The sequence below is a fragment of the Thalassotalea sp. Y01 genome, assembly GCF_012932945.1.
Lineage (GTDB): Bacteria > Pseudomonadota > Gammaproteobacteria > Enterobacterales > Alteromonadaceae > Thalassotalea_A.
Genome location: NZ_JABBXG010000011.1, coordinates 34,397 through 55,421, shown reverse-complemented (window position 1 = coordinate 55,421; position 21,025 = coordinate 34,397). Strand labels below are relative to the sequence as shown.

Genomic DNA, 21,025 nt, shown 5'->3' with positions numbered 1-21,025 from the left:
AGACAATAGCTAGCCGCTAATGTCAAACATTTTGCATTAATCGACAAGAATGGGCGTAAAAAATACAGGATATGTGCTTTTTTTAACCTTCTTTACGATAAACAACAACGAAATCGCTTTCGGGTAACATTCTTACTAACGACAGAACGATAGTCAAATATAAAATCTTGTACAATTTGTAACATATCGACTGCCTTGGCTTACAATAGTAAAGTTTGGCTATTTTAACAATGCCTTAGGTTAAAAAGTGAACGGCAAACATAAATTGAGTTGATCGATAATTCGCCAGCAATCTCGCTTAATTTAGCGGTTTTTCAAGCTGAATTTGCCAAGCTAACGGCAAGTTTTGCTCATTGTATACCACCTCAAACAGTTCTAATTTAAGGCCATTAACGGCAATTAGCTGTGTTATTCTACGCTTTTGTTTGTCATCAACCGCGGCGTTAATAAGATCAGATAGTCGCTCTACACTGCCCTTACGCTCACTTTCAAAGCCAGAAAACAACGAATTAACTTGCTCAATTTGGCTAATTGACTGCATACAAGACCTTGCCAACATGTGAAAATTGGTTGCTTTAAAGGCATATTCATCCTGTTGGACAAGTTTATTCATGATCTTGTTCAATTTATTACGATGTTTTTCCGCAAGCGGTGCGCCTTTACCTTGTTTTTGCAGAGTCTGGCATAAAGATTTCAAGGTATCTATTGGCCCACCTCTCTTTGCAAGTTCGATATTCATTTTCAAAATTGCAGAGTTAGGCTTAACGATAGTTGATTCGCTATTGTGGACGACAAACTGAGCTTTGCCACCAGGCTTTAAACAACGAGCCACGTGCACTAAGGTTTTGTTCCAATTGGCATACTCAATACCAAACTGAGAGACGATTAAGTCAAAAAAATCATCGGTAAATGGTAATTCTTCTGCATTAACATGGTCATAAAATTTGGTTGTCTCAGACCGTGTTAACAAGGATGATTCGATTTGTAGTTTTGCTAAGTCTATGGCATCAACAGCCGGCAATGAATTTTGTATATTGTCATCATACAATAAGGAGACAAGTGCACCGTTGCCGGTCGCAATATCCAATACTCTATGCGATTCATTAAGTGGTGCAAACAATGCCTGCCAGACTTGCTTTAAAGGGCCCGAATAATTGCCCTTTATGTCTTCGCCAAATGACGTTAAGTGACCTTGTTGCCAATATTGGCTCCAATAATTACTCATTTTTTATTCCGTTTTTTTTCGATGCCTAGATTATGCCCTGTTGTGACGTATTGGCAAGGAAATTTAAAGGTGCAATGGCGATATCTCGGGTTAAATCTTTACCAATAAAGCCAGATTCATTAGTAAACAGATAGGAGCCATCTAAAGGCGATTGCTTTATTGCCTTTATAAAAGGCCTGAGCCAATAGATGGCATTAAAGTTAACGCCTATTGGCAATAGCTGTAAATTTAAAAATAACGCTTGTATCGCATTGATATAGAGAAAGATAGGTTAGATTCGCGGTGAATTGCTTTGGATAGCGCTGAATTGGTTTGATTTACATGGATTAGTGCTAAATAGACTCGTAGTGACTATAGCTGCTGTTTCAGCAAGTCTGTGAGTTGTTAAATAAATCCATGTACAAGCTTCCCTATCCTCTATCCATGGCTCGGCAGTGCAAATACATCCATGTACAAAAAAAGGTCGCCGAAGCGACCTTTTTCAATTTGTAACTACTATCAGTTCTTAGAACTTGATGTTGTAGCTTACACGGTAGTCACGACCAAAGTTGTTGTACAAGTTTTGATCGGTCCATTGACCTAGAGAGTTCAATACTGGGTCTTCGTCAGTTAAGTTGTTAACTTGGAAAGTAAGTGCACCCCAGTTACCTGCATCATAAGTTGCAGTTACGTGGTGAACAGTCCAGTCATCCAACTTACCGTCTTCTTCTAGCTTACCATCAACAATACGGTCAGACTCTGAAGTAGACGCAGTGTAGTTAGTAGTCCAAGCTAGGCTGAAGTCGTTCATTGACCAAGCGATAGTAGCAACCGCTTTGTGATCAGGAGCACCGGCAGTACCAGCGTAATCGATGTCTGAACCCCATTCGAATACGAAAGAGTTAACCATGTTGAAACGGAAGTCACCGAAACCAGTTTCGAAGTTAGCATTGAAAGTTAAATCAAGACCTTCGATATCTAGAGTATCTTCAGTGTTGAAGTAACCAGTACCAGCTTCAAGAAGACCACCACCTGGAGAACGGATTAGGTAGAAAGTCTCGTCAGAAACGTCAGTACCTGGAAGAACTGCAGTGATTTCACCTTGGTCTTCATCAGTCAATAGTGATTGAACAGTCTTAGTAGAGATTGCGTTATCAATTGATAGCATGAAGTAGTCAGCTTTAATACCCATGTCATCTGTGATATCCCAAGCAACACCTAAGTTAGTGTATTCAGATTCTTCAGCACCTAGGTCTGGGTTAGACTTGTAGTAAGTGTCGAATTGACGCTCTGGACAATCTTCTGGAGCAACACCTTGAGACTCACACTGACGGTAGTCAGTCGCTGCTTCAGCAGAGAAAGTTGTTGCAGCGTTAAGCTCATCTAGACCTGGAGCACGGAAAGACTCTGAGTAAGATGCACGAACTACTAGACCGTCAAGTGGTTCCCAACGAAGAGCAGCCATTGGCGCAGTGTTGTCACCGAAATCTGAGTAATCATCGTAACGAGCAGCAAAGTTCAACTCTAGGTTGTCAGTTACTGGCATTTGTGCTTCGTAGAAGAAAGCAGTAATGTCACGCTCACCGGCAGCAGAGTTACCAGCAGAACCACCGATTAGACCAGCTTCAGACTGACCGTCGTATAGATCTGAGTAAGTTTGTTCCATGTACTCAGCACCGAAGTAGTGAGCAATGTCGCCACCTGGTAGCTCTAGGAAGTCAAAACCTAGACCAGCGAAGTATTGGTCAAACGTTGAAGAAGAATCTTGAAGAGTTGTTGCTTTCATGTTTGCAACACCTTCTTCAGAACCTAAGTCGATACCGTTAGCTTCGTTGTATGCTAAACCACCGTATGAAAGGTAGTAACGACCAACTGATTTGTTATCAGCAATGTTTCTGTGGTAGTAAACTTCCCAAGAAGCATTGTTCCAGTCTAGTTCACCACGAAGACCAGTTAGGTAATCTTGGTTGTAATCGTCAACGATACCGTCACGAGTACCGATACCAACCCAACGGAATAGACCGTATGCGCCATCAACACCGTAAGGGTTGTTAGGGTTGTCAGCAGAAATGTTAGCCCACGGAGCAGCTGGTGGAGCGTAACGACCGAAAGATTCATTTTGTACGAACATCGCACGACCGAACCATTCTACGTCTTCAGCTACTTCATAGTTTGCATCTAGGAATAACGTGTTACGGTCAACAGAAGCGGTGTTGTATGAAACGTTTGCGTATGCGAATGCACAAACTTCACCTGGGTAACCTGTACCAGCTTGAGCATTCATTTTCATGAATACGTCTGAACCGTACTCTGCAGCTAAGTCATCACAAAGTGGAGATGCTTGTACTTCTGAGAAATCAGGAGCAAATACAGAAGCACCGTACCAAGACCAACCATCTGCTTCACCAGTGTAGATGTCAATCGCACCGTCACCGTTTAGATCGTTAGTTTTAGCAGCTGTGTAAGGACGGTCGCCGTCAGCGATACCTTCACGACGTTGGTGATCGAATGAGAACGTTACGTTACCTTTATCAGTAGAGTAACCACCGATTACAGAGAATTCGTTAGAAGTCGTACCTTCGTCTTGGTCACGTTGACCAGCACCGATGTTGAATTCTAGACCTTCGTAGTTCTTCTTAAGGATGATGTTAACAACACCAGCCATTGCGTCAGAACCGTAGGTAGAAGAAGCACCGTTAGTTAGGATTTCAATACGCTCAACAGCAGCCATTGGGATGGCGTTAAGGTTAGCAGATTGACCACCTAGAGTAGGTGAACCAGGTAAACGCTTACCGTCTAGTAGAACTAGAGTACGGTTAGAACCTGCACCACGTAGGTTGATGGTTGCTTGTGACTGAGCTGATGAACCTGAACGCTCAGAGAAAGAACCGAATGAGTTGAAAGATGAACCACGTAGCGCATCAGCTACGGTGAAGTTACCTTCTACTTTGATGTCTTCTGCAGTCATTACTGTAACTGGAGAAGCACCTTCAAGGTCGGTACGCTTGATGCGTGAACCGGTTACTTCGATACGTTCTACGTCTTCTTCAGCTGAAGCTTCGTCTGCAGCAAATGCGTTTGCAGAGATGCCAGCTGTAGCGCTTGCACCGAACATAAGGGCAAGACGAACTGCCTTAGCAAGTTTGTTATTGCTATACATGTTTACTCCCTGGACCACTTTAAGTGATTCGTTTGTTTTGATTTCAAAGCTATGTTGCTTTGTTAGTTTTCTTTTTATTAGGTCGGTTAGACCTGATCTGTCGACAGTGATAATAAAACGATTTTCTTTAACAGGTCAACAACATATAGGTCACAAAATTAAACTTTTTTAACAGTTGATTACATTTGGTTACCTTTGGTCGCACTAATTTACGCATAAAATCGACACTTATCTGACTATTTATTCAGCCAAATCAGTTCAAATAACACTCGAACCGGTTATGAAGTACGCCTAAAAATAAACAATAAAATGAACAATTACAAACACTTAACCTAATGCGACCACGTAATACCATTGCGTATGGCATTTATTGTTTACAAAAACAACAACAAAACTTATGCGTGAACATTTTTCATCCGTTAAAAAAATAAGAAATAGTTTCACATATCACTCTGGCTATTGAATAATGTCGATTCACACGCAAATGCGGGCAAAAAACGCTAATGTTTATTGATGATCGAAATATTTAACGACCCTTATCTTTTATTATTGCTGTCCTTAATTGGTTTTATTGCTGGCTTTATTGATGCTGTTGCCGGTGGTGGTGGTTTGCTTACCGTACCTGCTTTGTTAACGACGGGTTTACCGCCACACTTAACCTTGGGAACCAATAAATTGGCGGCTTGTTTTGGCTCATTTACCTCGAGCATTACCTTTTACCGCAAGAAATTATTCGATCCTTTATTTTGGCTTTATTCGGCCATCGCCACAGCCGTTGGTGCAGCCATCGGTACCATTGCAGTCAACTTGATGAGCAGTGCTATGTTAAATAAAGTGCTGCCGATAATCATACTACTTTGTGCTGTTTATACCTTGTTTACCAAAAGCGCAGTAACCGAATGTTGCGACCTCCCCGCAAAGAATTCATCGCTTACCATAAAGCAAAAAATTCAGGGCTTTGTGTTAGGGTTTTATGACGGCATCGCAGGGCCTGGGACAGGCACCTTTTGGGTTGTTTCTAACCTTGCTTTATATAAGATGAACATATTACTAAGTTCTGCCATGGCAAAGAGCATGAACTTTATTAGTAACTTTGTATCCTTGATAGTGTTCTTGTATCTAGGCCAAGTAAATATTATTTATGGCTTAGCAATGGGCTTGTTTATGATTGTTGGGTCGTGGCTTGGTGCCCATTCAGCGATTCGTTACGGCAGTAAATTTATCAGACCAATCTTTATAACTGTGGTGGTGATCATGGCTTTAAAACTAGCCTATTCGGCATGGATAGCGTAATGGCTGCAAATAACAAACAGTTGTATATGCGCCTGCAATCAATGGTTAAACAATTGCATAGTGATGCAAAAGCGACCGACAAACTTAATAAGGACCGTAAGAGCCATTATTATATAAAAGAGCAAGCGCTGTTTTCTGAAACGCTTTTTCCTGTCAGCAGTACCGAATTTAGTCATTATGTAAGTTACGTCGATAAGCAACTGGATCATCTAATTGCATTACAAAATGCAGGCCATAAACAATTGGCTGATTCTTTGTTAGAGCAACTCGAGCAACAAATCAGTGCCATCATCGTTGCCTTGAAGTCAGATTCTAATCGCCATAAAGACAGTGATTATCGCCTGCAAATTAACAAACGGCGTTATAACCAGCGCCAATCCGATAATCGTCAACACAGTCAAGCTAAGTCGGTAATGATGAATGCACACCAAATGCATAGCAAGTTAGTTGAATACCGCGGCTTTGAAAGTCGTTTAGAATTGATGATCCGCGAAGAAGAACAAAAACTCAAACGCTCTAATGGCGCAAATCAAAACGCATTGCAGCAGTCGATTTTTACCCTACATCAACGGTTGGGACGTTGTCGTCGTGCCATTGCCGATCTTGAACGTAAAATAGAAGACAGTGAGAAACGAGGATAGAAGCTAGGGACTATTATTAGTATTCTGGTTTATTGATTTGATGATACAAAAAAAGCGACTTTTGTCGCTTTTTTATTAACGGTACTATTTTTTCGAACTATGGCTGATAACCGTATAGTTCGATAAAAGGTTTTAATGTGTCGGCTACTGGTGCCAATTGCAGTTCATAGTTTTTATGACGAGCCACGGCTTTGTCGCTGATCTTATTGGTAACATCACGATAGCTTGGTGTTGCGATGTTTCGCGCCAGAGCTTTTTGACGATATTGCTGCATGTCTTCATGCCAATCTAACCCCGTAAACGCCAGCACCTGTTCGACGGTGCCATTAAAATCTGTTACTAAGTCTTCGTAGCGATATTCAATATAATCATCTGTCGACAACTGTTGTTTGTAGTCTTGCCACAACGTCATTACTTGTTGATACATGTCCGCAGCTTTGTTCAGCTCTAGAAAATTAACCATTGCCGCATTCAAGTCAAACTTTTGCATAAAGCAGCTCAATACCACATCTCGTGGATCGCGCACCGCGACAATAAACTTAGCCTGACCAAACAAGCTGCGAATAAGTGGCAGATGGACAATATTTAACGGCAATTTGTCAATCAATTGACATTGATCGATGTCGGCATACAATGATTTTGCATGTTGCCAAAACATGGTGCGAAAACGCTGTTTATCATCATCAGTTAAGCGCGTTAATGATGCCGGATAATCACCAAACTCATTGGAGATTTGGTTGATGATTAAGGTGATTGGTGAGCGTTCGTCGGTGGTGGCGATACTTGGATGCGCTTTTAATACTTGCTCCATAAGCGTGGTTCCGGAGCGCGGAAAGGCAACAAAAAATATCGGTGCAGGGGTATCATCAGTATGGGTGTTATCTTGGCTAACGAGATTGGTCACTTGTTTATATTGCGCCAGCATAGCAAAATAATTGTCACCCTGCTCAGCTGCTCGAGTCATGCGCGACATTAACTGATTACTTTGTGTAAATGCCTTAAAGGCTTGTGGGTATTGACCTGATTCATCACAAGCTAAACCGAGTTGATGATTGGCCTCGATGGCGGTTTGCTCATCCAAGCCATACTTCAATGCTTTGGCTAAGGTTTTACTTGCTTTTTCAGGCTCTCCTTGACGACGCAAGAGTATCCCTTGAAACATAATTACCTTAGGGTTACCTGGTTGCAGCGACACCGCTTTTTGCAAGTATTGATTTGCCTTAGCCACATTATTTTGTAATTCGTAGCAGCTGATCAATTGCAATAATAAATCGATACTGCTTGGTTCTATCGCATAGGCAGATTCTAATTCGTCGATGGCGGCCAAGGTGTTCTTTTCCGCAAGCAATACACTGGACATCAAACGATAGCCATCGATAGAGTTAGGTACTACCTGTTTTAACTTGGCGATCACTTGCTTGGCGTTATCGAATTGAAACGCATCTAAATACGCCGATGCGCTATTGGCCAATGCCGATTCATTGTCTGGTTCAAGGTTCAGCGCAGCATCAAAGCAGGCTAAAGCAGGTTCAAACTGCGACATGTCCGCTAAACAGATACCTAAATTAACGTGATAATTTGCAATCTTTGCATCGCGTTCAATTGCGCCTTCAAACCAATGCTTGGCTTTGCTTAAATCACCTTCTTGTAAGGCGACGATACCAAGCATATGCCATGCATCGGCAAATTGTGGGAATTGCTGCTGTAACCGTTGATACACTGGTAATGCAATATCAATGCGACCTTGGCGGTGCACATCTTTGGCTTTTTCGATTTCAGCAAGTGCAGATTCAAGTGACGGCGTTGCTGCGTCGTCGCTATTGTTCTCTATGCCGCCTTTCTCTTCACTACTTTGGTCTGCGCCGCCTTTGTCAGTGTCTTGTGCATTAGCCGCAGTATGCGTTTGAGTTTGGCTTATTGCATCAGTCGCTATATCTGTGTCCGATGATGGCTCTGCTTGTAGCTTTGATGAGTCACGTTCGGTCTCATTCGATTGACCATGCGCAGATTGCGTCTTGTCGGTTGTTTTTGCTGTGGTGTATTTTGCTGGTTTTGTATCGCCAGCGAATAGCTTTTTGATCCAGTTAATCATAGCGGGTAATTCATCGTTATCGTTATAAAGAAATCGCCTCAGATTAAAAGAATTAACCATCTACTGCAATGGATTCACTAATCTTTTTACCTTGACGGTTGCAATGCTGAACAGAGTTATAAAAATTTGCTTTCAGGTTCATATCGATTACCGCTAAAAATAGCTAGCAAAAAACGCTTAAAAACAAGCAATATCAGATAAGCTGATGGCGATAAAATTTGAGGTATGCGTGATGTTTAATAGATTGGGTGGCCCCTCTCAGCCACATCCCGGCACATGAGTCGTCTGCTGCGGTTGCTTCCTTCCGGACCTGGCCGAGTTCACAGAGTATCATTGCGGGAGGACCGAGAGGTACCATAATGATCTCAGGTTGCCCTGAGTGCTGCGCAATTATGAATAAATGTTGCAAACCATGCAAGCGATTATTTTAAAAAAAGTGTGATTGATTGTGTCGCCGGCAAGGGATTTAAAATAGTTGCGGATTTTTTGCACAGCCGCCGTTAAACAAGGCTTTAAAATCCGTTAGTTCCGCATCAATGTCATCGCCTATGTAACGAATCGGCATAAATTCAATTTGTTTTTTTACGTAATTAAACTGAATCGGAAATACCGGTACCCGGGCTTGTCGTGCCATTTGCAAAAAACCGGACTTCCAGTTTGGCACTTTTGAACGGGTCCCTTCAGGTGCTATTGCCAAAATCAATTGCTCGCTGCGATTAAACTGCTCAACCATATCACCGACTACACCATGCGGACTGCGCCTATCTATGGCAATACCACCGATAGATCTTAACCAAACCCCTAAAGGTCCAACAAAGATGGTGTGCTTACCAAGGAAATTCAACCTCAGATCGAGCGCCATTTTTGTCATCAAACCGACTAAAAAGTCCCAATTAGAGGTGTGCGGTGCGACCGCCATGATCATCTTCTTTTCTTCTGGAAACTCACCAACTACCGTCCAACCAGTTATTTTCAGTAGCCAACATCCTAACTTTTGTTTGGTCGGCGCATTCGTTCGTGGAATAGATTGCGGGACTTTAGGCAGAGCCTGCACCGTTATGGCTCCTTACTCTTCATTGCTCTATCGAGCTCCAATGCAACTGCTTTTAGTTTAAGTAAGTTTTCACGGCCAAGGCGCATCAGCAATTTATCCGCTTCATTCATGTTTTCAATTTGTTGATCTTGGTATTCATAAACCACTTTTGGTTGTACCAAGACTTCATCACCAGTCGCCACTTTAGCATCGAGAATGCGTTGTAAACACGATTCAATAACGTCATCGAATGTTTGTTCAGGAAAGCCCAATTCTTCATAAGCTTGTTCAAATAGAGGCTGCATTTGTTGATAGGCAGCGACCAATTGTTGTGGCTCAAACGACTGCAATAGATCGACATACTGTTGATATCGTTGCCAGTTATTTTCATCAACTTGGAAACCGTCTTCAACCAGACCAGACTCTGTTACCTGATATTTCTGTTGCAGTGGTTTCAATGGTAGATGGCTGTACGCCAATTCACCTCGAGAAAAATTTTCGGCAAACACCACGGTGCGACGTATGAGATCATCACTGATCACCAAATCCAGCATAGATTTATCGAAGCTCAATTGCTCAAGAATAGACTTGGCAAAAACATCACTTTGACTTAGCTCCGGTAAGGCGACTTTCTCCTCGACCGGTTCTGGGGCAACGGGTTCGGGCTCAGGTTCTGGGGTAGGTTCGGGTTCAACAATCGGCGTTACAGGTTCCGGCTCTATTGGCTTGACCTTTGCCTCAGGTGCAACGGTGACAGGCGCTTGTTCCGGTTCACCACTAAACATATACAAAATAATTGCCAAGACAATCACTATGATTATGAGAAAAACCTTTTTGCCCGCGGAATTATCCGGTTGATTATGTTGTTCTGATTGATTTGACAAAATGTTCTCCACCTAACGTCGAACCGTCCTTTAAAGATAGACAAATGCGCTCTATCGGTAAAGTAACAAATTGTTTTTAATCAACACCTTGTTGTTTCAAGGTGTTGATTATTAGCAAACTAACTTGCGTCGTCTTGGTTTTCCGGTAAGGCGTCGATAAAAGCATTTAGTTTCGCGCATTCTTGTGCAATGCGATTTATGGTTGGGTACGGTGACATATCAATATTGAAGCGCTTCGCATTATATATCTGTGGGATCAAACATAAATCAGCGACACTTGGTTGATCTTTAAAACAAAATTTACCGGCACATTGCTGTAAACGAGTTTCTAATGCAGCGAACCCTTGACTGATCCAGTGCTTATACCACTCAGACTTTTGTGCATCGCTGACCGCTAAAGGACCACTTAGATATTGCAATACGCGCAAGTTATTTAACGGATGAACATCACAGGCGATATCATAAGCAAGCGCTTTGACCTGAGTTTTGTCTTTTAAATCCTGTGGATACAATGGCGATTGTGGGTACTTTTCGTCTAAGTAATCGATAATCGCCAACGATTGATTAACGACAAAATCGTCATCAACCAAGGTTGGCACCAATTGATTTGGGTTTAACGTTACATAACTGTCACTATGCTGTTGGCCACCATCTTTAACCAAATGCACACTCTTATGTTGATGCGCAATGTTTTTCAAATTTAGGGCAATGCGCACTCGATAAGCGGCAGATGAGCGCCAATAACCGTATAAGGTAATCATCAACTATTCCTTAAATTTTCACTGTTTTTTTGTTGATATTATATTCGCGCAATTTATTAGCAATTGCGGTGTGACTTAACCCCAGTTTTTTCGCTAACTGGCGAGTACTTGGGTATGCGGGATATAACTTTCGCAACAGCTGCGCTTCAAAGCCTTTGACTGCATCTTCTAGCGTGCCATCAAACTCTTGCTCAAGATAGCCACTGTCCTGGCTGTAGGTTGGCAATTGCAAATGAGCAATATTTATCACCTCACCTTCCAGCAAGGAAACAGCACGCAAAATCACATTTTCCAATTGGCGCACATTACCCGGCCATGGGTAATTTTCCATAAACTCAGCACATTTATCGTCTATTTTAACCGTCGATCTATGGTTGGTTTGGCACGCCTTTTTACAAAAATAATCGGCTAATGGCAGGATATCCTGACGTCGCTCGCGCAGTGCTGGAACATTTAAACCCAACACATTAAGACGATAATACAAGTCTTCTCTAAATTGACCGGTTTCAACCATAGATAACAGATCAGCATTGGTCGAGCTGATCACTCGAACATCCACTTCAACTTCGTTTTCATCGTCGATACGACGAAAACGTCGGTCATCTAATACACGCAGTAATTTTGATTGCAGCTTACCCGACATCTGGGCAACTTCATCAAGGAAAATGGTACCGCCTTCGGCTAATTCAAAGATGCCCTTTTTCACATCACCATTGCTAAGTAAGCGACCAAATAATTCCGTCTCACAAGCATCATCCGGCATTGAGGCGCAATTGACCACAACAAAAGGTTTCTCACCGCGTTCACTGGCCAAATGGCAGGAACGAGCAAGCAATTCTTTACCGGTACCAGTTTCACCCATCAGTAAAATAGACGAGTCCAATAACGACATACGACGCGCTTCACGCACAACCTTTCGCATCAATGAGGAAAATACTAATACATCGGAAAAGTCATTATCTTTAGGCTGGTTAAAGGCATTAATCTGCTGGCCAAGACGGGCTTCAGATTTCAGCATAACCACCGCACCAGCGACGACCTTAATGTTATTTTCTGACGGCAGACTTACCGGTAAAATATCAGCAACGAAGTCTTCATCCATAAACTTCAAACGGCGAGTGTGTGGCAACACTTCTTCGCCTTCCAAGTAACGGTTAAAGTTAAAGCCTTTGATCCAGTTACTCAATTGCTGACCAACGACTTCGGTCAGGGGGCAATTAATTTTCTGTTGAGCAACGTCATTAATGGCGTAAATAGCCGCTCGTGAATCAATGGAAATAATCGGGTCAGGTAAGGTTCGCACCAACGTATCGAGAACAATACGCTCACGTTCTGATGGCATGTAATTGGTGGTTTTTACATCTTTTACGCCATCAATCAAGCGTAATTGCGGCATAAAATCCTGCAACTGACTAAAATCCAAATCCGGCATGTGCATGAAAATCTGTCCGGATTCAGTGATTGCATCGATACCTTTGATATTGATCTCGCGGTCGACGAAAATCGCCAACACTTCTTGCGCAATACCGACACGATCTTCACACGTTATTTCTAATCGCACCTAGCGTTCCTACCCCTAAATTTATGTAAACAATATTTTACAACAAAAAAGACGAAAAATACTAAAGTATTTTTCGTCTTCTAATGAGGTATTACCAGTGCAAGAAGCAGAGAATAGGTTTAGACGCCTATTATTGCTCCAGCAATGCGTCGGTTTTCGCCGCGCAGATAAAGTCATTACGGTGTAAACCGTTAATCGCATGGGTCCACCATGTGATGGTAACTTTGCCCCACTCGGTCAAAATTGACGGGTGGTGAAATTCAGCTTCCGCTAGTTCTGCAACCTTATTGGTAAAGGCTAACGCTAGCTTAAAGTTTTTAAATTTAAATTCACGCTCTAGCATCATCACGCCATCACGAACTTCTGGTACCCAATCTGGGATTTCACGAATCAGCTCAGCTAATTCTTGTTCAGATACTTTTGGTGCGTCTGCACGGCATGCTTCACATTCTTGTTTTACTAAGTCGCTCATATTTGTCTCTTTCAATACTCTTGTTTAACTAGCGATTTTTACATCTTTAGGTGGAAATAACGGTTCATGCATGCCCATAGCTTTGGCTTCTTCAAGCAAGGCTAATAGGTCAAGCTCTGCGATATCATCTAACTGTTGTATTTGCTCTAGCATAAAATAAACAGGCTGCATGATATCGATACGATATGGTGTACGAAAAACGTCAACAACATCCAATGGTTTGCGAATCACATTTTCATCATGCATGGCATATTGGGTTTCACCAGGAGATGACAATATGCCACCACCATAAATGCGCAAACCATCTTCAGTGTTAAGTAAACCAAACTCAATGGTAAACCAGTATAGACGAGCCAGAAAAACGCGATCTTGTTTACTGGCGTTAAGGCCTAATTTGCCATACATTTGGGTAAAATTAGCAAATGCAGGGTTGGTTAATAATGGGCAATGGCCGAAAATTTCGTGGAATATGTCTGGCTCTTGCAGGTAATCGAAATCTTCCTCACGACGAATGAAGGTCGCGACTGGAAACTTCTTCTCTGATAACAAACGGAAGAACTCACCAAAACCAATTAACGCTGGTACTTGCTGGCATTGCCAACCGGTCGCTTCTCTTAACACACAGCTGACTTCTTCCAACTGCGGGATACGGTCTTGTGGTAGGTTTAATTTTTCAAGGCCAAGGATGAATTCATCACACGCTTTACCCTTAATACATTCAAGCTGACGCTTGTATAGCTTTTCCCAACTGGCGTTCTCTTGTTCTGTCCAGTCAATAAAGCCGTTCTCATCACCCTGCTTTGATACATAAGAGGTTGACTTGCTCATAATAACTTTCCTCTCCAACTTCTGAAAATGCGGGCGTGTTTTATTGATTTAATTTATTGCTCATGAGTATGGCAACGCCCGTATATTTTGACCTAAGACTATAAGAAGTGGTTCCGAAAAGACAAATCTGGCGCAGATTTTATCTGCGCCTTGCTGTACTTTTATGTTTACAAGAAATTTGCAAGCAACAGGCTGTGCTTGCGTTAATCTTTGGACTTGTTAGAAAGTAGACTCTTAACCTGAGTAATGACCTTGCCACGAACTATGGCTATACCTGGTCTTTTTTGTGTTTCTGCGAAAGGAATGGGACGACATAAGTACAAAGCCTTTAAGCCTAATCGCGTGGTTAGCATCCCCGCTCCGAGTCCTTGTGCAGCGCGCGTTGAAAAACGCCCAAGCGCATCAACACCGAGCATATCTAGGCCAACATCGGCGACTATTTCACTCGCGCCAGCGTAGGCCATATTGGTTATGACCTGACGCAATAAGCGGACACGACTCCAATAGCCAAGTCTAACGCCATATAATCCAGCGATTTTGTCGACCATTTTTAAATTACGCCACAGCAATAACAACATATCCATAACGGCTAACGGACTTAATGCGACCATCAACACCGCTTCACTTGAGAACTTAGCGATTTGCTTAACGGCTTGATCATCGACCTGATGCAAGACTTGTTTGCTGTACAGCTCTAGTACTTCTTTATCACTCAGGCTGTCATCTAAGGTATCAAAAAACTGCTGATGACCGTCATTGTGCGTATCCAATGGCAAGTTGTCTGTTAAGTTCTGACAAAACGACTTAGCGTCAAATACAGTTTCATCATGCAACAATGCATCTGCTTGTTGGTATTGGTGTTGCTGTTTATTAAACTGACGAAGCCCGGTTAATTCTTTTACCACGTACTTGCCGGCGACAACGCCGATACACCCTAATAACGCCGCATAAATACTGGTTATTATCGGTGACTCAACAAAACCTGTGGCAAAAAAATCCACCAGCTCATAGCCCATAATGGTCACACACAACACACCGACAGTGCGCCATAACCAATTTGGTTTAGAGCGCTGCTGTTGCTCACTTACTTGCACGATATCTTCTTCAACCGCCTGCCACGCCTGTTCAGGTAACACCAACTGACTTTCCGGTAAATCGCTATCGTCACTGGCTTGTTTTATCTCTGGTTCGGAAAACAAAATATGCTGCTGATATTTGTCATCTTGGCTCATTTTAATTTGTCTCCCAATAAAAATTGCAATACCTGATCAAGACGAATATGCGGTAAAGCGATATGCTCATCCGCCGCAGTTATCGGCTTGAACGCAATAAAATTAAAACCTGTGTCGGGCCAGTTGTTGGCGTCTGGTAACTTAGTAGGAACCGCACCAGGGTATAATGTAATGACCTGCCCAGTATCTGCTCGCTTACCTTTTACGACACTCAATTGCTGGCCTTGATATTCACTCTTGCCTTGCTCGGTAGTTTTCACTGAGGCTATCGCCAATGATTTCATTTTAATGGCATCAAAACTCAATGTTTTCTTGGCTTTGTGAACGACTTGTTCAAGCAAGGACAATAATCGACTATGTTGATCGGCCGTAATGTGATCGGCTTTGGTTGCCGCAAACATAAGTTTATCTATTTTCGGCGAAAACAAGCGCGACAGGAGACTTGATTGACCGTAGCTAAAGCTTTCCATAATTAAACTAATGGCGTGCTGCAAATCATTAAAGGCTTCACTTCCATTGTTCAGTGGTGTAAGGGTGTCTATCAAAATAATTTGCCGATCAAATCGAGCGAAATGTTTCTTATAAAAGCGGCGTACGATGCGCTCTCGGTATTCAAGATAACGAGCTCGTAGCATGCCTATCATTGAATCTTGGTCTGCACTGCGATATTTAGCCATATCAAGCTGCTTAAAGTGTACAAACGGCACAAATTGTAAAATTGGGGCGCCTTCATGTTCACCGGGTAAAATAAAACGCCCAGGTTGAATCACCGACATCCCCAATTGATAACGAAATTTATGTAACAGCTGCGTATATTCTGCAGATAAGGCCGCCAATACTTTCTCATCGACAGGTGCAAATGGGTCGAGTTGCTCTAATTTTTGCAAAAAATCTTGGCTTAATTGATAACGAGGCTCGGCGAATATCAGCTCTTTCATTTGTTCCGACCATTGCTGAAAATCCAGTTCAAGCATAGGTAAGTCGAGTAGCCATTCTCCAGGGTAATCGGTGATATCTAAATATACCGTGGCCATATCAGTGGCATATTTGAGCATGCCTTCGTTTGGGTAGTAACGCATGGCTAAGCGCAATTCACTGATGCTTCTCGTCGCATCCGGCCACATCGGCTCCTCGCTCGATAAATTGGCCATCGCCGCTTCGTAATCAAATCGAGGTATGTGCAAGTGTTTTTGTCTGACGCGTTTAGCACCAATAAAACGACCTTGATGAACAACATCAAAAAAGGCGAGAGGTTGGCCAGAACCTTCATTAATCAATTGATTAACAACTGAGGTTATAAAGGCTGTTTTACCGCTTTGCGATAACCCAGTGACCGCTAATGAGACATGCTTATCGAGACTGCGATTAAACAGTTCGTTGGCGCTGTCACCAAGCTTACGAGTTAGTTTTTTGACACTTTTACCACTAAATAAAGCCATAAGAACAGGTTGTGTTAACTCCGCTAAGTTTCTAATGTAAAACAAAAAAGGCTGCAAAGCAGCCTTTTTTTCATGCCTTGTCAGGCGCTATAGTCTATTGATTTCTCTTGATACCGTAAATTCCGGTGAGGTCACATAGCGTTCCATAGCACGCAATTCTTGCTCAAGGGTTTTAAATTTAATGTTAATATCATAAACCGCTTGTTTGGGTGGCTCACCCGCTTGCCAAATTTTTGACTTTACCTTGATCGGTTCACTAAAAATTTCTTCTTCGTGCAGTTTCTCACGAACATTTTTAGCAACTTCTTTCGGTGAAAAGCGGTTAGGCTTTTTATCAAGAATAAACCAGCCTGCTATATACAATAGTACAAACCAACCCATTCCCAACAATACCCCGGAAACTACCAGGATTCGGACTAACCAGGCTTCCCAGCCAAAGTACTCAGCAATACCGGCGCAAACCCCGGCAATTTTGCCTTTTTGTGGGTCACGAAATAAATCGCCTTTGGTCTTGCTCATGCTCTGTTTCTCCAATCCGGAGCTTCAGCATCAAGGATCGCTTCTAGAGTTTTGATGCGTTCAGCCATCTTATCTGCCGTTTCTGATAAATCAGATAATTGACGGTACTCTTCTTCCGTTAGCCCTTGACTGATTTGGCGCTTAGAACGGTAATGCAAAATCAACCAAATTGGCGCAACAATTACTAAAAACACAATTATAGGTGCCATAATAATTTCCATAACTTCTCTCCTTAGGGCCTATGATAATTTAGATTATTTCTTTTTAGTCGTTGCTTTTGCAGCAGTCTTTTTGGGCTTTTGCATTTTAGATTTTAATGCTTCAAGCTCCTGATCTATATTATCATCGCTTTCTAAATCAGCAATCTCATCCGCTAATGATTTTTTGCCTAAGTCGTATGAATCCACTTGCGCTTCCAAATCATCAATCTTACGCTCATAACTATCGAAACGAGATAATGCGTCATCGACTTTGCCACTGTCCAGTTTGCTTTTTACTTTCAAACGAGAACTAGCGGTTTTACCACGCATAATGATGGCCTTTTGACGCGCTTTCGCATCCGCAAGCTTTTCTTGCAATTGCACAATCTCATCTTGAAGTTTGGCAATATGGTCATCAAAGCTAGACAATTCTTGTTGCATTGATTCTGCCGCTTCACTGCATTTGTTCTTTTCAACAAGTGCTGAACGGGCTAAATCATCACGACCTTTGCTAAGTGCTAGCTCGGCTTTTTGCTGCCAGTTGTCGGCTTCAGCTTGCATACGTGCCACTTGGCGAGTTAATTCTTTTTTATCAGCAAGGCTGCGAGCTGATGAAGAACGTACTTCAACAAGGGTGTCTTCCATCTCCTGGATGATCAGACGAACCATTTTTTCAGGGTCTTCTGCTTTATCCAGTAAGCTGTTAATGTTTGAGTTGATAATATCTGTAAATCTAGAAAAAATACCCATGGTTACATCCTCACGTTAATCTTATCGTTATTAAAACTAATTCTACTTACATGCCAAATACTATTCACTATTAATGCCAACTTTACAAAACATTAATAAACCATTGTTTTATATGCATTTTATTAATTTATCAAAAAACACTTCTCAGTTCATGAGTAATGAAATACACTATTTATTAGTGAAATAAACCAATAACTTAAAAAATGAGTCGATTTCAACAACAAGATAACCTAATAGGTCAATCAAATAGCTTTCTTGAGGTGCTCGAACACATCTCACAAGTTGCACCTTTGTCTAAACCTGTGCTGTTAATTGGTGAACGAGGTACGGGTAAAGAGTTAGTCGCTGCGCGTTTACACTATTTATCACAGCGCTGGGACCAAAGCTATGTAAAACTCAATTGTGCGGCACTTAATGAAAACTTATTAGAAAGTGAATTATTTGGTCACGAAGGTGGCGCGTTTACCGGCGCCAGCAAGCGTCACGAAGGTCGCTTTGAGCGAGCCAATGGTGGTACCTTATTTCTCGATGAATTGGCGAATACCTCAGGATTGATTCAAGAAAAGTTATTGCGTGTTGTTGAATATGGCGAGTTTGAACGGGTTGGTGGTTCACGCACAGTAAAGTCCGATGTTCGTTTGATTGCGGCAACCAATGAAGATTTACCGGAATTGGCTGAGCGCGGTGAATTTCGCGCAGATTTACTCGACCGCTTAGCATTTGACGTTATCACCCTGCCACCACTTAGAGAACGTAAAGAAGATATTTTATTATTAGCTGAGCATTTTGCCATCACCATGGCACGAGAATTGGAATTTGAATTATTCAGTGGTTTCACTGAAAAAGTGAAAAATCATATGCTTGAATACCAATGGCCAGGTAATATTCGAGAACTCAAAAACGTTGTTGAGCGCAGTGTTTATCGCCATAACAACCCCCATTTACCAGTCAATGAATTGATTATCGATCCTTTTGAATCACCATTTAGACCAAAGCGTCGAATTAAAACCGCCGATCGTCAAAGCCAACATGACAACACCAACCCAAGCAGTAATAACACGGTAACCAACAGTGACGCCGCTGTTGAAGATGTTAAAGAAACTCTGCAAGAAATATTGGAGTACCCTGTTTCATTAAAAGATATGTCACAGGATTATGAGATTAAATTATTAAAAGATGCCCTTGCTTCCTGTCAATTTAATCAGAAGAAAACAGCAGATGCGCTGCAGTTAACCTATCATCAGTTACGTGGTTACCTGAAAAAATATAATTTGCTTGATTCAAACGAGGCGAGTTAATGCAATATACTCCTAAGCGCATCATCGCTGAGCCTGTGGCTTGGCAGTTGCTCTATGTACTGTTCAGTGTTGTGCTGATCTGTAGCGTATCTGCGTGTGGTAAAATAGAGGAAGACCCTGTGCTAACTGAAGGGGTTATCTATTGTAGCGAGGGATCGCCTGACTCATTTAACCCGCAGCTAGTTACCTCTGGTACAACTATTGACGCCACATCAAAGCAGTTATACAACCGTTTACTTGATTTTAATACCGAGAATTTTGATAAGGTGCCAGCACTGGCCAAATCATGGCATGTAACGAAAGACGGTAAATTCATTACCTTTTATTTGCGTACCGATGTCGCTTTTCATAATACCGACTATTTTACACCGACCCGCACTTTAACGGCGGATGATGTGATATTTAGTTATCAACGCATTCTCGATAAAAACAACCCCTTTTATCAATCTGCAAACGGTCAGTTTCCATTTTTTCAAAGCGTCGACTTTTCAAAAATGGTTAATAAAATAGAAAAGATTAATGATTATACGGTTCGCTTTCATCTTAATTACCCACAAAGCTCATTTTTAGCCAACATCGCAGCGCCGTTCTCAGTAATATTATCGAAAGAATACGCTGACAGCTTAATCGCCAATAAATTACCTCTGAGTCGTCTTGATTCACAGCCAATTGGTACCGGGCCTTTTAAATTCAAAAGCTATCAAATTGGTTCTCTAATACGTTATTTGCGCCACGAAGACTACTGGCGACAAAAAGTGAATATCGAGCAATTACTGTTTAACATCACACCAAGAAATACCGGCCGACTTACCAAACTGCTGACTCATGAGTGTGACGTTATTTCTTACCCTATTGCGTTACAGGAAATTAGCTCTCGAGCGGATTTAGAGTTAGAGCAAGTCACTTCTTTTAATGTCGCGTTTATGGCCTTTAATACCCAAAAGCCACCATTTGATAACCCATTAGTGCGTCAAGCGGTTGCTCATGCGATTAATAAAAGAGCAATTATTAATGCGGTTTACTTTGAGCAAGCTGATGTCGCTGACTCCCTGCTACCAAAAGCCTCGTGGGCCTATGACGGCGATATCGCCGGGATCGAGTATTCGGTTTCCATGGCGAAATCATTATTAACCGATGCGGGCCTGGGCGATGGCTTTAGTCTCGACCTTTGGGCCATGCCGGTGCAACGCGCTTATAATCCTGATGCATTGAAAATGGCGAAGTTGATCCAAGCGGATTTGGCGCAAGTCGGTATCGACGTCAATATCATTAGTTTTGAATGGTCTACGTTTTTGAAAAAGCTCGACAAAGGTGAACATCAATCGGTATTAATCGGTTGGCAAGCGGATCATCCAGATCCCGATAACTTCTTTTCACCATTGCTTAGCTGTGCCGCGGTTGAAACCGGCAGCAACCGTGCTTTTTGGTGTAACCCGCAATTTGATGAGCTACTCAAAGAGTCGTTGCTAACCAACGATTTGAATAAACGTAAGGCATTGTACACCAAAGCACAAAGGATGCTGATGCAAGATATCCCATTGCTGCCTATCGCTCATGCAAAACGTTCGCAAGCGCGTTTGGCTCATATCGACGGTGATATATTAATGCCAATAGGTGGTATCAGCTTTGAAAACATCGATAAAAAGGCGCAGGACTGA

Annotated in this window: 18 protein-coding genes and 1 other RNA gene; 4 read left to right on the top strand and 15 right to left on the bottom strand. The window is 42.1% G+C overall.

Annotated elements, in window-relative coordinates; all coding sequences use genetic code 11:
- Nucleotides 1–298 precede the first annotated feature (298 nt).
- Complete coding sequence (locus HII16_RS14580) at nt 299–1,225, bottom strand: class I SAM-dependent methyltransferase (RefSeq protein WP_169131233.1); 927 nt, start codon at nt 1,223–1,225, stop codon at nt 299–301.
- Nucleotides 1,226–1,730: 505 nt separating this feature from the next.
- The gene (locus HII16_RS14575; RefSeq protein WP_169131231.1) at nt 1,731–4,364 is read right to left on the bottom strand and encodes a TonB-dependent receptor; all 2,634 of its coding nucleotides are present in this window, start codon (nt 4,362–4,364) and stop codon (nt 1,731–1,733) included.
- 513 nt (nt 4,365–4,877) lie between these two features.
- Between HII16_RS14575 and HII16_RS14570 the strand changes: the two genes are divergently transcribed.
- Nucleotides 4,878–5,657 (top strand): TSUP family transporter, encoded by a 780-nt coding sequence (locus tag HII16_RS14570; protein ID WP_169131229.1) that lies wholly within the window; start codon nt 4,878–4,880, stop codon nt 5,655–5,657.
- The gene (gene priC / locus HII16_RS14565) at nt 5,657–6,298 is read left to right on the top strand and encodes a primosomal replication protein PriC (protein ID WP_169131227.1); all 642 of its coding nucleotides are present in this window, start codon (nt 5,657–5,659) and stop codon (nt 6,296–6,298) included. The genes HII16_RS14570 and priC overlap by 1 nt, the downstream gene beginning before the upstream one ends.
- Nucleotides 6,299–6,395: 97 nt before the next feature.
- Here the strand turns inward: priC and HII16_RS14560 are convergent, their stop codons facing one another.
- The 13 genes from HII16_RS14560 to pspA all read right to left on the bottom strand — a co-directional run bounded on the left by HII16_RS14560 (nt 6,396) and on the right by pspA (nt 18,069).
- Nucleotides 6,396–8,390 carry a sulfotransferase gene (locus tag HII16_RS14560; protein ID WP_169131225.1) on the bottom strand — a complete coding sequence of 665 codons (1,995 nt, stop codon included), beginning with the start codon at nt 8,388–8,390 and terminating at the stop codon, nt 6,396–6,398.
- Nucleotides 8,391–8,643: 253 nt separating this feature from the next.
- Nucleotides 8,644–8,740: signal recognition particle sRNA small type (gene ffs / locus HII16_RS14555), an RNA gene on the bottom strand.
- Nucleotides 8,741–8,856: 116 nt separating this feature from the next.
- The gene (locus HII16_RS14550) at nt 8,857–9,444 is read right to left on the bottom strand and encodes a 1-acyl-sn-glycerol-3-phosphate acyltransferase (RefSeq protein ID WP_348981429.1); all 588 of its coding nucleotides are present in this window, start codon (nt 9,442–9,444) and stop codon (nt 8,857–8,859) included.
- A 2-nt stretch (nt 9,445–9,446) separates the two neighbouring features.
- Nucleotides 9,447–10,307 carry a DUF3014 domain-containing protein gene (locus HII16_RS14545; protein WP_169131223.1) on the bottom strand — a complete coding sequence of 287 codons (861 nt, stop codon included), beginning with the start codon at nt 10,305–10,307 and terminating at the stop codon, nt 9,447–9,449.
- Between the two features lie 119 nt (nt 10,308–10,426).
- On the bottom strand, nt 10,427–11,065 hold the full coding sequence (gene maiA / locus HII16_RS14540; RefSeq protein ID WP_348981432.1) for a maleylacetoacetate isomerase: 639 nt from the start codon (nt 11,063–11,065) through the stop codon (nt 10,427–10,429).
- Nucleotides 11,066–11,078: 13 nt separating this feature from the next.
- Nucleotides 11,079–12,629 (bottom strand): transcriptional regulator TyrR, encoded by a 1,551-nt coding sequence (gene tyrR / locus HII16_RS14535; protein ID WP_169131219.1) that lies wholly within the window; start codon nt 12,627–12,629, stop codon nt 11,079–11,081.
- A gap of 130 nt (nt 12,630–12,759) precedes the next feature.
- A complete protein-coding gene (locus tag HII16_RS14530; protein ID WP_135439592.1) occupies nt 12,760–13,101 on the bottom strand; it encodes a 4a-hydroxytetrahydrobiopterin dehydratase in 342 nt (113 codons plus the stop codon).
- A gap of 24 nt (nt 13,102–13,125) precedes the next feature.
- Complete coding sequence (phhA, locus tag HII16_RS14525; protein ID WP_169131217.1) at nt 13,126–13,929, bottom strand: phenylalanine 4-monooxygenase; 804 nt, start codon at nt 13,927–13,929, stop codon at nt 13,126–13,128.
- 203 nt (nt 13,930–14,132) lie between these two features.
- Complete coding sequence (locus tag HII16_RS14520) at nt 14,133–15,161, bottom strand: TIGR01620 family protein (protein ID WP_169131215.1); 1,029 nt, start codon at nt 15,159–15,161, stop codon at nt 14,133–14,135.
- Entirely contained in the window at nt 15,158–16,600 is a 1,443-nt protein-coding gene (locus HII16_RS14515) for a YcjX family protein (RefSeq protein WP_169131213.1), read from the bottom strand. Before HII16_RS14515 ends, HII16_RS14520 begins: the two co-directional genes overlap by 4 nt.
- A gap of 87 nt (nt 16,601–16,687) precedes the next feature.
- Entirely contained in the window at nt 16,688–17,119 is a 432-nt protein-coding gene (pspC, locus tag HII16_RS14510; protein WP_135439588.1) for an envelope stress response membrane protein PspC, read from the bottom strand.
- Nucleotides 17,116–17,340: an envelope stress response membrane protein PspB gene (gene pspB, locus HII16_RS14505; protein WP_135439587.1), complete on the bottom strand. Its 225-nt coding sequence runs from the start codon at nt 17,338–17,340 to the stop codon at nt 17,116–17,118. The genes pspC and pspB overlap by 4 nt, the downstream gene beginning before the upstream one ends.
- Before the next feature lie 33 nt (nt 17,341–17,373).
- Nucleotides 17,374–18,069 (bottom strand): phage shock protein PspA, encoded by a 696-nt coding sequence (gene pspA, locus HII16_RS14500; RefSeq protein ID WP_169131211.1) that lies wholly within the window; start codon nt 18,067–18,069, stop codon nt 17,374–17,376.
- 203 nt (nt 18,070–18,272) lie between these two features.
- Here pspA and pspF point away from each other — a divergent pair, with 203 nt between their 5' ends.
- Nucleotides 18,273–19,367 (top strand): phage shock protein operon transcriptional activator, encoded by a 1,095-nt coding sequence (gene pspF / locus HII16_RS14495; protein ID WP_169131209.1) that lies wholly within the window; start codon nt 18,273–18,275, stop codon nt 19,365–19,367.
- Nucleotides 19,367–21,025, top strand: coding sequence for an ABC transporter substrate-binding protein (locus HII16_RS14490; RefSeq protein ID WP_169131207.1), 1,659 nt, complete (start codon nt 19,367–19,369; stop codon nt 21,023–21,025). Before pspF ends, HII16_RS14490 begins: the two co-directional genes overlap by 1 nt.

What these genes read in the sequence shown, in the direction of transcription:
- pspA (WP_169131211.1), bottom strand. Translation starts at nt 18,069, where the DNA reads ATGGGTATTTTTTCTAGATTTACAGATATTATCAACTCAAACATTAAC.
- HII16_RS14515 (WP_169131213.1), bottom strand. Translation starts at nt 16,600, where the DNA reads ATGGCTTTATTTAGTGGTAAAAGTGTCAAAAAACTAACTCGTAAGCTT.
- HII16_RS14530 (WP_135439592.1), bottom strand. Translation starts at nt 13,101, where the DNA reads ATGAGCGACTTAGTAAAACAAGAATGTGAAGCATGCCGTGCAGACGCA.
- HII16_RS14560 (WP_169131225.1), bottom strand. Translation starts at nt 8,390, where the DNA reads ATGATTAACTGGATCAAAAAGCTATTCGCTGGCGATACAAAACCAGCA.
- pspF (WP_169131209.1), top strand. Translation starts at nt 18,273, where the DNA reads ATGAGTCGATTTCAACAACAAGATAACCTAATAGGTCAATCAAATAGC.
- priC (WP_169131227.1), top strand. Translation starts at nt 5,657, where the DNA reads ATGGCTGCAAATAACAAACAGTTGTATATGCGCCTGCAATCAATGGTT.
- phhA (WP_169131217.1), bottom strand. Translation starts at nt 13,929, where the DNA reads ATGAGCAAGTCAACCTCTTATGTATCAAAGCAGGGTGATGAGAACGGC.
- pspC (WP_135439588.1), bottom strand. Translation starts at nt 17,119, where the DNA reads ATGAGCAAGACCAAAGGCGATTTATTTCGTGACCCACAAAAAGGCAAA.
- HII16_RS14520 (WP_169131215.1), bottom strand. Translation starts at nt 15,161, where the DNA reads ATGAGCCAAGATGACAAATATCAGCAGCATATTTTGTTTTCCGAACCA.
- HII16_RS14490 (WP_169131207.1), top strand. Translation starts at nt 19,367, where the DNA reads ATGCAATATACTCCTAAGCGCATCATCGCTGAGCCTGTGGCTTGGCAG.
- HII16_RS14570 (WP_169131229.1), top strand. Translation starts at nt 4,878, where the DNA reads ATGATCGAAATATTTAACGACCCTTATCTTTTATTATTGCTGTCCTTA.
- HII16_RS14580 (WP_169131233.1), bottom strand. Translation starts at nt 1,225, where the DNA reads ATGAGTAATTATTGGAGCCAATATTGGCAACAAGGTCACTTAACGTCA.
- HII16_RS14575 (WP_169131231.1), bottom strand. Translation starts at nt 4,364, where the DNA reads ATGTATAGCAATAACAAACTTGCTAAGGCAGTTCGTCTTGCCCTTATG.
- pspB (WP_135439587.1), bottom strand. Translation starts at nt 17,340, where the DNA reads ATGGAAATTATTATGGCACCTATAATTGTGTTTTTAGTAATTGTTGCG.